The sequence below is a fragment of the Halomonas saccharevitans genome, assembly GCF_900116405.1.
Classification (GTDB): domain Bacteria; phylum Pseudomonadota; class Gammaproteobacteria; order Pseudomonadales; family Halomonadaceae; genus Halomonas; species Halomonas saccharevitans.
Genome location: NZ_FPAQ01000034.1, coordinates 24,721 through 36,698 on the forward strand (window position 1 = coordinate 24,721; position 11,978 = coordinate 36,698).

Below are 11,978 nucleotides of genomic sequence, written 5' to 3' on the forward strand. Positions count from 1 at the left end.
AGGGCGGGCGCGTGATGCGCTGACGGGTCGTATGAAATAATCATCCAGTCGGCGACGAACGCCGGCATTTCGATGCCAATATCAGGAGGGCTGTATGCGCAAGCCAGAACTCGCCGCGGCGATTGCCGAGCGTGCTGATCTATCCAAGGACAAGGCCAGCCAGGTGCTCAACGTCATTCTCGACGAGATCACCGGGAGCGTCTCTCAGGGACAGGATGTCTCGCTGATCGGCTTCGGCACCTTTACCGTGCGCGAGCGTGCCGCGCGCACCGGCAAGAACCCCCAGACCGGCAAGCCGCTGACCATCCCGGCCAGCAAGACCGTCGCCTTCAAGCCAGGCAAGGGCCTCAAGGACGCCGTCGGCAAATAAGGCGCTGCGGCCCGCAAAAACGCGGGCCGCGTGATTCCCCCTCCCTCCGGATCCGGAGCCGATATGAAGCTGCAATTGATGCTGTGGCTGCTCGGGCTGATGCTCAAGCGCGCCCTGCGCCGCAAGCCGCGGTTTCGCGAGCTGCTCGGCGAGATGCACGGCCTTGATTGGGGCATCGCCACCGAGGATCTGTCCATCGCCCGGCACTACCGCATGTCACCCGGCGGCATTCGCGCGGGCCGGGGCCTACCGGTGGATCTCGATCTCGAGCTGCGCTTCGCGGACGAAGCCACGGCGCTCAGGGTCCTCAAGAAGCCGACCCAGCAGGCCTTCCTCGACGGCATGATGGAAGGCACCGTGCGCCTGGTCGGCGACTCCGGCGACCTCAAGAAGCTGCAGCGCCTGCTCAAGCACCTCTAAGCGCTCAGCCACAGGCGCCGAGCTACAAAGGCACCCCTTCTAGCTTGCTCCGACGACATATCCTGCTTGACCGCTTGACCGCTTGACCGCTTGACCGCTTGACCGCCATCACACCTGTCCGTAACGACCCGCCTGCTCGCCGAGCCAGCGACGAATCAGCGGCTGGCTGGCCTCGGGGTGGCTCGCCAGCAGGGCCTCTGCCAGGGGGGCGATGCGCTCCAGCAGGTCGGCGTCGCGCTCCAGGTCGGCAACCTTCATGTGCGCGAGCCCCGTCTGGCGGGTACCGAGCACCTCGCCGGGCCCGCGGATCTCCAGGTCCTTCTCGGCGATGCGAAAACCGTCGGTGGTCTCGCGCATCACGGAAAGCCGCTCCCGGGAGTGGGCCGATAGCGGCGGATGGTAGAGGAGCACGCAGAAGCTCTCCACGGCCCCGCGCCCGACCCGGCCGCGTAGCTGGTGCAGCTGCGAGAGCCCCAGCCGCTCGGGGTTCTCGATGATCATCAGGCTGGCGTTGGGCACGTCGACCCCTACCTCGATCACCGTGGTGGCGACCAGCAGGTCCAGCTCGCCTGCCTTGAAGGCCGCCATCACCGCGGCCTTGTCGGCGGGCTTCATGCGACCGTGGACCAGGCCGATGGAGAGCCCCGGCAGGGTCTCGGTGAGCTCGTCCCGGGTCGCCTCGGCGGCCTGGCATTGCAGCGCCTCGGACTCCTCGATCAGCGTGCAGACCCAGTAGGCCTGGCGCCCCTCGGCGCAGGCGTGGCGGATGCGCGCCATCACCTCGGGGCGGCGCTCGTCGGGCATCACCACCGTCTTCACCAGGGTGCGACCGGGGGGCAGCTCGTCGATCACCGAGACGTCCAGGTCGGCGTAGGCGCTCATCGCCAGGGTGCGCGGGATCGGCGTGGCGGTCATCACCAGCTGGTGGGGCGTGAGGCCGCCGGCCTCGCCCTTCTCGCGCAGCGCCAGGCGCTGATGGACGCCGAATCGGTGCTGCTCGTCGATGATGGCGAGCCCCAGGCGCTGGAAGTGCACGTCACCCTGGAAGAGCGCGTGGGTGCCCACCACCATGCGCGCCCGGCCATCGCTGATCGCCGCCTTGGCGTCCAGGCGCGCCTTGCCCTTGAGCTTGCCCGAGAGCCAGGCCACCTCGATGCCCAGCGGCTCGAACCAAGCGCTGAAGGTGCGATAGTGCTGCTCGGCCAGTATCTCGGTGGGGGCCATCATCGCCGCCTGGCAGTCGGCGGCGATGGCCGAGAGCGCCGCCATGGCGGCGACCACCGTCTTGCCGGAGCCGACGTCGCCCTGCACCAGCCGCAGCATCGGCACCTGGCGCGCCAGGTCGGCGGCGAGCTCGTCGAGCACCCGGCGCTGGGCGCCGGTCAGCGAGAAGGGCAGCTGGGTCAGGAAACGCGCCTGCAGGCCACGCCCGCCGTGAAGGGCCGGGGCACCGTCCTCCTGGATGCGCTGGCGCACCTCCTGCAGGCTGAGCCGATGGGCGAGCAGCTCCTCCAGGGCCAGGCGTCGACGCGCCGGATGATGGCCGCCGGCCAGCTGTTCCGGGTCGGCCTCCGGCGGCGGGCGGTGCAGGGTATCCAGGCAGTGGTGCAGCCCGGGCAGGCCGAAGCGCTGGCGCAGTGGCTCGGGGATGCCGTCCGGCAGGGCGTCGGGGTCGGCGTCCAGGCGCGCCAGGGCCTGATCGATCAGCGCCCGCAGCCGGGTCTGGTGCAGCCCCTCGGTAGCCGGATAGATGGGCGTCAGATGATCCTCCACCGGGGCGTCGCCGCCGCTCAGCAGGCGATACTCCGGATGGTAGAGCTCGAGCCCGGTGGCGCCGGCGCGGGCCTCGCCGAAGGCGCGCACCCGGGCGCCGGCCTGGAACTGCTGCTGCTGGGCGGGGGAGAAGTGGAAGAAGCGCAGGCTGAGGATGCCGGAGCCGTCGCGCAGGCGCACCAGCAGGCTGCGCCGCCGCCCGTGTACCACCTCGCCGGCCACTACCTCGCCCTCCACCACCGCCTCGTGCCCGGCACTCAGGGTGGCGATGGGGGTGATCCGGGTGCGGTCCTGATAGCGCAGCGGCAGGTGGAACAGCAGGTCGGCGACGCGCTCGATGCCGAGCCGGGCGAGCTTCCCGGCCAGCGCCTCGCCGACCCCCTTGAGGTCCGTGACGGGGGCATCGAGGCCGCTCATGCCGGGTCGAGCTCGGCCTGCCGGCAGTGCGCGATGGCGTCGGTGACGGCATCGATGGCCCGGGGCCGCGGGAAGCTGGCGCGCCAGGCGATGGCCACGGTGCGCGAGGGTGCCGGGGCGCTGAAGGGCCGGCTTACCAGCATGCCGCGCTCGTAGTGTCCGGTGCCGATGGCCGAGCGCGGCAGCACGGTGATGCCGAGCTTCGAGGCCACCATGTGGCGGATGGTCTCCAGCGACCCTCCCTCGGCGGTGAGGGTGTTGGAGGGGCTCGCGAGCTGGTGGCTGATGGCCGGACAGGCCTCGAGGATCTGGTCGCGGAAGCAGTGTCCCTCGCCGAGCAGCAGCAGGCGCTCCTCCAGCAGGTCCTCCTTGTCGATGCTCTCGCGCTCGGCCCAGCGGTGGTCGGCCGGCAGCAACACCTCGAAGGCCTCCTCGTAGAGCGGCTTGGTAACCACGTCGGTCTCGGTGAAGGGCAGCGCGATGATGATGGCGTCCAGTTCACCGCTTCTGAGCTTGCGGCGCAGGTTGCCGGTGAAGCCCTCCTCGATGTAGAGCGGCATCTGGGGGGCCTGTTGGGAGAGCTCCGGGATCAGGTACGGGAAGAGGTAGGGGCCGATGGTGTAGATGGCGCCGATGCGCAGCGGGCTCGCCAGCTGGTCGCGGCCGGCGGTGGCCAGCTCCTTGATCACGCTGCTCTGTTCCAGCACGCGCTGGGCCTGCTCGACGATCCGCTCCCCCATAGGGGTGACCTGCACGGTGGATTTCGAGCGCTCGAACAGCGCCACGCCGAGCTCCTCCTCGAGCTTCTTGACGGCCACCGACAGGGTCGGCTGGGAGACGAAGCAGCGCTCCGCGGCGCGTCCAAAGTGGCGCTCCTGAGCCAGTGTCACGATATAGCGGAGTTCTGTTAGAGTCATGTGGTGCCGGCAGGCATCCTCTTCTAAAGCGGGTGACGGTCGAAGGCGATCATGCCCGATAGGATGGGACACAATAATGCCAATAGGGACTTTTTATCAGGGGGTGGGGCAAAGGTGAAGAAGACGACGACACTGATTCTCGGTTGCGGCGACATCGGCAAGGCGCTGGGGCACGAGCTGCTCGAGGCCGGACACCGCGTGGTCGGGGCGCGCCGCCATCCCCAGGCGCTTGAGGGCAGCGGCCTCGAGGCCGTGGCGGTCGACCTCGCCGACCCGGCCACCCTTCCGGGGCTGCCCGACGCCGACACCTTGGTCTACGTGGTCAGCGCCGATCGTTTCGAGGAGGAAGCCTATCGCGCCGCCTACCCCGACGGCCTGAAGGCCGTGCTCCAGGAGTTCGCCGGCCGTGACCGGCCGCCGCAGCGCGTGTTCTTCGTCTCCTCGACCAGCGTCTATGCACAGCGCGACGGCGAGCTGGTCGACGAGGAAAGCCCCGCCGCGCCGTCCGGTTTCTCCGGCACCCTGATGTGCGAGGCCGAGCGGGCGCTGATCGACCACGACCTGCCCGGCACCGTGGTGCGCTTCTCGGGGATCTACGGTCCCGGTCGCGACCGCCTGATTCGCCAGGTCGGCGAGGGGCGCATCGCGCCGGCGAGTCCCGTGATGTACTCCAACCGCATCCACCGCGACGACTGCGCCGGAGCGCTTGCGCACCTGATCGGCCTGTCGCTCGCCGGCACCCCGCTCGAGCCGCTCTATCTCGGCAGCGACTGCGAACCGGCGCCGCTCAACGAGGTGATGGCCTGGATCGCCAGGCAGCTCAAGGTCGAGGCCACCGAGAATATCCAGTCTCCCCTGCGCCGCCGCGCCAGCAAGCGCTGCGACAACGCGCGCCTGCTCGAGAGTGGCTATCGCTTCCGCTATCCGAGCTTTCGCGAGGGCTATGCCCAGGTGCTGAGGGCGGGAGGCTTCCTGTCCGAGAAGGCGTGATGGGCCGGCGGCCCGATCAGGACGGCGGGTTCAGGACGCCATTTCAGGAGAGCGGCGAGCGGGCGAGGGTCTGGTAGCGGGCGCCGTCCTGATCGGTGAAGGAGCGCAGCAGCGCGACCCGCCGGTAGGGCCAGCTCAGGTCCGGCGAGCAAAGCCCCGCGGTCTCCAGTCGACGGGCCCGACGCAGCAGCGTCACGTGAGGGATGAAGCGCGACGGTCGGCCCGTGAAGCCCTGCGGCTCGAGGTCCCGCCACAGAGACGCCTGGAGATTCACCAGCGCCCTGTCGGGCATCTGGCTTCCCACCCAGAGGATGCCCGGGCGGCGAAAGGCGCCCCAGGCGTCCAGGCGACACTTACCTTCGGGCACGTCCAGTCCTTCTACCCAGGTCGAGAGCTCCTCGGCCCTTTCCTCGCTGACCTCGCCGAGGAAGGCCAGGGTCAGGTGCAGGCTGTCATCGGGCACGCGCCGCCCTCCACAGCGGGCATGGGCCCGCTCGGCGAGTTCGCCGAGCCGCCGGCGCAGGGCCGGCGGCGGCATCAGGGCCAGGAAGAGGCGCATGCCGGAGGATCAGGCGATAGGGATCAGTCGCCGATGACCAGCACGGCCTCCGCCTCGACCAGCGCGCCCTTCGGCAGCGCCTTCACGCCCACCGCGGCACGCGCCGGGAAGGGCGCCTTGAAGAACTCCTCCATCACCTGATTGACCACCGCGAACTGACCCAGGTCGACCAGGTAGAGGTTGACCTTGACCACGTCCTGCAGGGTGCCGGCGGCCTCCTCGCAGACGGCCTTGAGATTGGCGAAGACCTGGCGCGCCTGGGCCTCGAAGTCGTCGGAGACGATCTCCATGCTGGTCGGGTCCAGGGGGATCTGGCCGGAGATGTAGACGGTGTTGCCGGCCTTGATGGCCTGGGAGTAGGGGCCGATGGCGGCGGGTGCCTGGTCGGTGTTGATCACGGCCTTGTTGCTCATGATGGTGCTCCTCGTGACGTTGTTGGTGTTCTGCGTGTCGATAACATCAACGCCCCACCCGCCGCCGACGGCGACGGGTGGGGCGTCGTTGGATCAGTTGCCGAGTCGGGTGATGCGTCCCACGTGAGACAGGTTGCGCAGGCGCTTGATGATGCGCGCCAGGTGCACGCGGTTGCGGACCGACAGGATCAGGTTGACGATCGACAGCCGCGCGTCGCGCTCCTCGATGTCGATGCTCTCGATGTTGGCGCCGGCGTCGGTGATCAGGGCGGCGAGCTCTGCCACCAGGCCGCGGCGGCTCTCCATCTCCAGGCGCAGGGCCGCGGGGAAGTCCTCGTCGATGTCAGCGGACCACTCCAGGGCGAACAGCTTGTCGGGATCATCGCGCAGGTCGCCCAGGTTGCGGCACTCGGCGCGGTGCACGACGATGCCCTTGCCCACCGAGAGATGCCCGAGCACCGGGTCGCCGGGCAGCGGTCGGCAGCAGCGCGCGAACTTGATCACCATGCCCTCCGCCCCGCTGATCTGGATCGGCTGATGGGGGAGCGGCGTCTGCCCTGCGGGCGCGCCCGACTCGCCGGGTTCGTCCTGCAGCAGGCCGACCAGCCGGCGGGCCACCACGTGGGCGACGCGGGTGCCGAGCCCGATGGACTCCAGCAGCGGCGCCTCGTGCTTCAGCGCGTGCTCCTCGAGCAGGCGGTCGAGCACGCCCTCGGGCAGCTCCTCCAGGCTGGTCTCGAATCGGGCCAGGGCCTTGTTGAGCAGGCGGCGGCCTAGCTGGACCGCCTCGGTCTGCTGCTGGTGCTTGAGGGCGTGGCGGATCGCCGAGCGCGCCTTGGCGGTGATCACGAAATTGAGCCAGGCCAGGTTGGGCCGCGCGCCGGGGGCGGTGATGATCTCCAGGGTCTGGCCGCTCTCGAGTCGGGTGGATAGCGGGGCCAGGTGGCGGTCGATGCGACAGGCGATGCAGCTGTTACCGATGGCGGTGTGCACGCTGTAGGCGAAGTCGATCACCGTGGCGCCCTGGGGCAGCTCCATGATGTCGCCCTTGGGCGTGAACACGTAGATATCGTCGGGGAAGAGGTCGTTCTTGACGTGCTCGATGAACTCCAGCGAGTCCCCGGCGTGGCGCTGCATCTCCAGCAGCCCCTTGACCCAGGCGCGTGCCCGGGCATGGCTGCCCTGGGCGATGGGGTGGTCGGTCTGGCCGGCCTTGTAGAGCCAGTGGGCGGCGACGCCGTTGTTGGCCAGGGCCTCCATCTCGCGGGTACGGATCTGCACCTCGATGGGCATGCCGCCGCGCCCGAACAGGGTGGTGTGCAGGCTCTGGTAGCCGTTGGCCTTGGGGATGGCGATGTAGTCCTTGAAGCGCCCCGGCACCGGCTTGTAGAGGTTGTGCACCACGCCGAGAATGCGATAGCAGCTGTCGACGTCCTCGGTGATGATGCGAAACCCGAAGACGTCCATGATCTCGGCGAAGGACTTCCGCTGATCGCGCATCTTGCGATAGATCGACAGCAGGTGCTTCTGGCGGCCGATCACCGTGCCGGTCAGGCCCTCGTCGTCAAGGCTCTGCTGCAGGTTGCTCTGGAGCTGGCGGATCGTCGAGCGGCGATGGCCCCGGGCGCTGGAGACGGCGCGCTTGATGCGCTCGGCACGCATCGGGTAGAGGGCCTGGAAGGAGAGGTCCTCGAGCTCGATGCGGATGGTGTTGATGCCCAGCCGGCTGGCGATGCGGGCGTAGATCTCCAGCGTCTCGCGGGCGATGCGGCGCTTCTTCTCGGGACGCAGGGCGCCCAGGGTGCGCATGTTGTGCAGCCGGTCGGCGAGCTTGACGATGATCACCCGGATGTCGCGCGACATCGCCAGCACCATCTTCTGGAAGTTCTCGGCCTGGGCGACCGCCTTGTCCTCGAAGGTGATCTGGGTCAGCTTGGAGACGCCGTCGACCAGCTCGGCCACTGGGTCGCCGAACTGTCGGGCCAGGGCCTTCTTGGCGACGCCGGTGTCCTCGATCACGTCGTGGAGCATGGCGGCCATCAGGCTCTGATGGTCCATGTGCATGTTGGCGAGGATGTTGGCGACCGCCAGGGGGTGGGTCACATAGGGCTCGCCGGAGCGACGGCGCTGGCCGTCGTGGGCCTGCTCGGCATAGTAGAAGGCACGCCTGACCTGCTGGATCTCGTCCTTGGGAAGATAGCCGCCGAGTCGATCGGCCAGGTCATCGATGGTGAACATGCGGCGCGCCCTGAATGCTGCGTGATGGCTCTGCGGACAGAGGGGAAGCGCTCCTGCGTCGGAGCGGCAGGATCACTCCTCGGGGTGGCTGCCCGGCTCGAACTCGGGGCGCACGCGCACCGGTGCCGCCTCGACGGGCTCGTCAAGCACGCTGGAGTCGACCTTGCCGGCGGCGATCTCGCGCAGCGCCATCACGGTGGGCTTGTCGTTTTCCCAGGGCAGCAGGGCGTCGCGAGAGCCCCGCGCCAGCTGGCGGGCACGGTGAGTGGAGATCATCACCAGCTTGAAGCGATTTTCGACGTTTTCGAGACAGTCTTCGACGGTGACACGTGCCATGGATGCCTTCCTGCAATGTAAGAATAAGGTACCGACGGGCAATGCCCGGGCGGCGTAGAAACGCCCCGGGACATCCACCGACAGGTAGACCGGATAGATTACTCGACGCCCGGTTGCCCTGACAAGCGCCTCGGTCAGGGCCCGGAGGCGCCGCGACGAAGCGGGGACTCAGTCCAGCAGGGCCGCCAGCAGCGGGGCGTGATGCTCGCTGACCCGCTCGAGGGTCAGGCGTCGCGCGATCACCAGCGACTGCAGTTCGCGCAGGGCCGTGGTGAAGTCGTCGTTGATCACCAGGTAGTCGTACTCGTCGTGGTGGGTCATCTCGTCCACCGCGTCGCGCATGCGCCGGGCGATGATGGCGTGCTCATCGGTACCGCGGCCGGCGAGGCGGCGCTCCAGCTCCTCCCGTGAGGGCGGCAGGATGAACACCGAGACCGCGTCGGGCAGCTGCGCTCGTACCTGGCGGGCGCCCTGCCAGTCAATCTCCAGGATCACGTCCTGGCCGGCGGCGAGCATCGCCTGCACGGCGCTGCGCGAGGTGCCGTAGTAGTTGTCGAACACCCGGGCGTACTCGAAGAAGTCGCCCTGCTCAACCATCGCCTCGAAGCTCGCCACCTCCACGAAGTGGTAGTTGACGCCGTCGACCTCGCCCTCGCGGCGCTCGCGGGTGGTGTGCGAGACCGAGACCTGGATGCCATCGAGGCTTTCGATCAGTTCGCGCACCAGGCTGGTCTTGCCGGCGCCGGAGGGAGCGGAAACGATGAAGAGCGTACCTTGGGCCATGAGCGGGGGTCTCTGACGGTGGAACGACGCCTGGACGGCGACGTAAAAGGCGCAGTATCGCATGAATTCGTGACGTCCTGCAGGGCCCGTCGTGCGATACTGAGCCGGGCACTGCAGTCGCCCAGGGTGAATGGCCACGCCTTAAAATTGAGATTAATCTAATTTAGAATTATTATTAATACGCCCAGTAGATGACCCATTTTCCTTTTGCCGGTGCGACGCCTTCATGCCTCGCATCGGATACGGCGTGCCGCTAACAGGCAGAATTTACATCCATGTTTTATTGTTCAGGAAGACTATTATCGTGACCACTGCTCGGCGTCGGGTGACGCACTGGGCCACCGAGCTGACCGCCCTGATGGTGGGGGTCGCCCTGCTGCTGCTGCTGGCCGACGCCTTGCCGGAGGACCTGTTCTCTCCCTCGTCCCGGTCGTTCTTCTTCGCCATCGGCCTGATCGGCCTGTGGCGATACAGCTGGTGGGGCCTCCATCTGGCGCGGGCCATCTGGTACAACGCGCGCACGTTTCCGCGGCTGCGTCGTCACGCCGATGCGGCCGCGCTGACCGAGCGGCCCGACGAACTCTATATCCTATGCACTTCCTTCAGACTCGATCCGGCGATCAATTTCGCGGTGTATCGCGCGATGTTTCAGGAGGCCGTGGCGCTGGGCGTGCCCACCACTATCTTAGCCTCGCTGTCGGATCGCAGCGATGTTGAGGCCATCGAGCACGCCCTGGAGGCCTGCGGTTCGCCGGCCGGCATCGAGCTGCGCTACCTGTTCCAGAAGGGCGACGGCAAGCGGTCCGCGATGGGCGATGCGCTGCGCGCCATTTCGCGCTGCATGCCCTCCTCGCGCGCGCTGGTGGTGCTGATGGACGGCGATGTCTATCTCGAGCCCGGCACCCTGTCGCGGTCCGTTTCCTTCTTCGCGGCCGACCCCGGGCTTGGTGCCCTGACGACCAATAACCAGGCCACCGTTCGTGGCGGGGACGTGACCCGCGCCTGGTACGCCCTGCGCTACGCGCAGCGCCACCTGATGATGAGCTCGCTCTCCCTGTCGCGCCGTCTGCTGGTGCTGACCGGGCGCTTCAGCGTCTTTCGCGCCGAGGCGACCACCCAGCCGGGCTTCATCGAGCTGGTGGAGAACGACAGCCTCGATCACTGGCGGCTGGGCCGCTTCAAGTTTCTCTCGGGGGACGACAAGTCGACCTGGTTCTGGCTGCTGCAGCGCGGCTATGCCATGCGCTATCTGCCGGATGTGTTCGTGACCGGCTTCGAGGAGCTGCCGGACAGGCGGCGCTTCTTTGCCTCCACGCGCGATCTCATGCAGCGCTGGTTCGGCAACATGCTGCGGACTAACGGCCGTGCCATCCGGCTGGGGCCAGCGAAGATGGGATTCTTCACCTGGTGGTGCCTGGTGGACCAGCGGCTCTCCATGTGGACGACCCTCATGGGCCCCACCATCGCGATCATGCTGGCGCTGTTCATGCGGCCGTCGTTTCTGCTCACCTATCTGCTCTGGATCCTGTTTACCCGCAGCGTGACGGCTCTGGTGCTTGGCCTGCAGAGCGGGCGGTTCAGCCTGCTGTGGATTCCGCTGCTGTACTACAACCAGCTGATCGGGGCGCTGATCAAGACCTATGTCAGTTTCCGGCTCAATCGTCAGTCGTGGTCGCGTCAGGGCATTTCGTCCGGTGAACCCGAAGACCCCGTCGCGGTGCGCCGCCAGCGACGCCTGGCCAACGTCATTCACGGCGTCGTCGGGGCCTGTCTGCTGCTGGTGATCAGCTATGGCGTGCACGTACTGGTGCCGCCGGATCGCCTCACCGTGCAGATGTTCGCCCATGAGCTGCAGCGTTCCACGGCTCTCCGGCAGGCGCTCGACGAGCGCTGGCTGGTGTCCGTGCTGTCCGCCGCGCCCTCCGAGAGCAGCGTCTCTCTGCCGTCGGGCCGTCTCTATGTCGGCAGCGGCCTGGCAAAGGCCGCGAGTGCCTTGCCGGACCGCCAGGCGCAGCGCCTGACGGGCAATGGCACCACCCTGGTCTTGGAGCCGGAGATTGCGCGCCTGATCCGCGCCACCCACCCGCTAGAGGTGCAGGGCGATCGCATCGACTGCGCCCTCGACGCCTCCTGTACCCTGCAACTCGGCGAGATCTCGATTACGCTGCACAACGTGACGCTGGAGCTGATGGCCGCGCCGTCCCAGCGCCGGAGCTGAGGCTCCCGCGTCGCCTCAAGGAAGTTTTTTCATGACCGATACCTCATCCTCTGCCACCGCCTCGCCTCCCATCCACGAGACTCGGGATGAGCGCCGGCATCTGCGCCTCGAATTACCCTTCCGGGTGGCCTTCGATGAGGCGTCGACGCTGCCGGGACACGACCTCTCGCTGAGTGGCTTCTCGCTCTACATCCTGAATTCAAGCAATAAGTGCAGCACCTGCGGTATCCAGGGCTCCTGAGTATTCCCCCAGGAATACCTGTGCCGGTGTCCGATAGCCGAGCCGTTTTCGAGGGCGGTCATTCAGCTTCCTGAGCACCCTGCGAAGCTCGGCATCGGTGACCTGGCGGAAGTCCGTTCCCTTGGGAAAGTACTGCCGTATCAGGCCATTGGTGTTCTCGTTGGTCCCACGCTGCCCGGAGCAGTAGGGATCACAGAAGTATGTCGCTGCTGTCACTGCCTTGGACACGGCTTGGTGCTCGGCGAATTCGGAGCCATTGTCCAGCGTGATGGTCTGGACCGCGCCCCGACGAGGTTTCAGTAG

The 11,978-nt window shown here is 67.6% G+C and carries 13 protein-coding genes; 5 read left to right on the top strand and 8 right to left on the bottom strand.

Translation table 11 applies throughout. From position 1 onward, the window contains the following. Positions 1-94 precede the first annotated feature (94 nt). Entirely contained in the window at positions 95-370 is a 276-nt protein-coding gene (locus BM388_RS13995) for an HU family DNA-binding protein (protein WP_089851221.1), read from the top strand. A gap of 63 nt (positions 371-433) precedes the next feature. Further along, complete coding sequence (locus BM388_RS14000; protein WP_089851223.1) at positions 434-790, top strand: hypothetical protein; 357 nt, start codon at positions 434-436, stop codon at positions 788-790. Between the two features lie 108 nt (positions 791-898). On the opposite strand, the gene recG is transcribed toward BM388_RS14000, so the two are convergent. Then, on the bottom strand, positions 899-2,980 hold the full coding sequence (gene recG, locus BM388_RS14005; protein WP_089851225.1) for an ATP-dependent DNA helicase RecG: 2,082 nt from the start codon (positions 2,978-2,980) through the stop codon (positions 899-901). After that, a complete protein-coding gene (locus tag BM388_RS14010) occupies positions 2,977-3,897 on the bottom strand; it encodes a hydrogen peroxide-inducible genes activator (protein ID WP_089851227.1) in 921 nt (306 codons plus the stop codon). Before BM388_RS14010 ends, recG begins: the two co-directional genes overlap by 4 nt. A gap of 114 nt (positions 3,898-4,011) precedes the next feature. Between BM388_RS14010 and BM388_RS14015 the strand changes: the two genes are divergently transcribed. Then, on the top strand, positions 4,012-4,887 hold the full coding sequence (locus BM388_RS14015; protein WP_425431940.1) for an SDR family oxidoreductase: 876 nt from the start codon (positions 4,012-4,014) through the stop codon (positions 4,885-4,887). A 43-nt stretch (positions 4,888-4,930) separates the two neighbouring features. On the opposite strand, the gene thpR is transcribed toward BM388_RS14015, so the two are convergent. From thpR to gmk, 5 genes are all read right to left on the bottom strand, one after another. After that, the gene (gene thpR / locus BM388_RS14020; RefSeq protein ID WP_089851231.1) at positions 4,931-5,446 is read right to left on the bottom strand and encodes an RNA 2',3'-cyclic phosphodiesterase; all 516 of its coding nucleotides are present in this window, start codon (positions 5,444-5,446) and stop codon (positions 4,931-4,933) included. 23 nt (positions 5,447-5,469) lie between these two features. Beyond that, on the bottom strand, positions 5,470-5,859 hold the full coding sequence (locus BM388_RS14025; protein WP_089851234.1) for a RidA family protein: 390 nt from the start codon (positions 5,857-5,859) through the stop codon (positions 5,470-5,472). Positions 5,860-5,952: 93 nt separating this feature from the next. Next, positions 5,953-8,097 carry a RelA/SpoT family protein gene (locus tag BM388_RS14030; protein ID WP_089851236.1) on the bottom strand — a complete coding sequence of 715 codons (2,145 nt, stop codon included), beginning with the start codon at positions 8,095-8,097 and terminating at the stop codon, positions 5,953-5,955. 72 nt (positions 8,098-8,169) lie between these two features. After that, positions 8,170-8,433, bottom strand: coding sequence for a DNA-directed RNA polymerase subunit omega (gene rpoZ / locus BM388_RS14035; RefSeq protein WP_089851239.1), 264 nt, complete (start codon positions 8,431-8,433; stop codon positions 8,170-8,172). Between the two features lie 168 nt (positions 8,434-8,601). Then, positions 8,602-9,216, bottom strand: coding sequence for a guanylate kinase (gene gmk / locus BM388_RS14040; protein WP_089851241.1), 615 nt, complete (start codon positions 9,214-9,216; stop codon positions 8,602-8,604). A 304-nt stretch (positions 9,217-9,520) separates the two neighbouring features. On the opposite strand from gmk, the gene BM388_RS14045 reads away from it, so the two are divergent. Further along, the gene (locus tag BM388_RS14045; RefSeq protein ID WP_245781559.1) at positions 9,521-11,434 is read left to right on the top strand and encodes a glycosyltransferase; all 1,914 of its coding nucleotides are present in this window, start codon (positions 9,521-9,523) and stop codon (positions 11,432-11,434) included. A gap of 31 nt (positions 11,435-11,465) precedes the next feature. Then, positions 11,466-11,675 carry a hypothetical protein gene (locus BM388_RS17650; protein WP_139233949.1) on the top strand — a complete coding sequence of 70 codons (210 nt, stop codon included), beginning with the start codon at positions 11,466-11,468 and terminating at the stop codon, positions 11,673-11,675. On the opposite strand, the gene BM388_RS14050 is transcribed toward BM388_RS17650, so the two are convergent. Further along, positions 11,634-11,978: IS30 family transposase (locus BM388_RS14050; RefSeq protein ID WP_139233902.1), on the bottom strand; the 345-nt coding region annotated here is incomplete at its 5' end. The two genes, BM388_RS17650 and BM388_RS14050, sit on opposite strands and share 42 nt — an antisense overlap.

Excerpts from the sequence above, each read along its gene's own strand:
- BM388_RS14000 (WP_089851223.1), top strand. The coding sequence starts at position 434 with ATGAAGCTGCAATTGATGCTGTGGCTGCTCGGGCTGATGCTCAAGCGC.
- rpoZ (WP_089851239.1), bottom strand. The coding sequence starts at position 8,433 with ATGGCACGTGTCACCGTCGAAGACTGTCTCGAAAACGTCGAAAATCGC.
- thpR (WP_089851231.1), bottom strand. The coding sequence starts at position 5,446 with ATGCGCCTCTTCCTGGCCCTGATGCCGCCGCCGGCCCTGCGCCGGCGG.
- BM388_RS14010 (WP_089851227.1), bottom strand. The coding sequence starts at position 3,897 with ATGACTCTAACAGAACTCCGCTATATCGTGACACTGGCTCAGGAGCGC.
- recG (WP_089851225.1), bottom strand. The coding sequence starts at position 2,980 with ATGAGCGGCCTCGATGCCCCCGTCACGGACCTCAAGGGGGTCGGCGAG.
- BM388_RS14025 (WP_089851234.1), bottom strand. The coding sequence starts at position 5,859 with ATGAGCAACAAGGCCGTGATCAACACCGACCAGGCACCCGCCGCCATC.
- BM388_RS13995 (WP_089851221.1), top strand. The coding sequence starts at position 95 with ATGCGCAAGCCAGAACTCGCCGCGGCGATTGCCGAGCGTGCTGATCTA.
- gmk (WP_089851241.1), bottom strand. The coding sequence starts at position 9,216 with ATGGCCCAAGGTACGCTCTTCATCGTTTCCGCTCCCTCCGGCGCCGGC.
- BM388_RS17650 (WP_139233949.1), top strand. The coding sequence starts at position 11,466 with ATGACCGATACCTCATCCTCTGCCACCGCCTCGCCTCCCATCCACGAG.
- BM388_RS14030 (WP_089851236.1), bottom strand. The coding sequence starts at position 8,097 with ATGTTCACCATCGATGACCTGGCCGATCGACTCGGCGGCTATCTTCCC.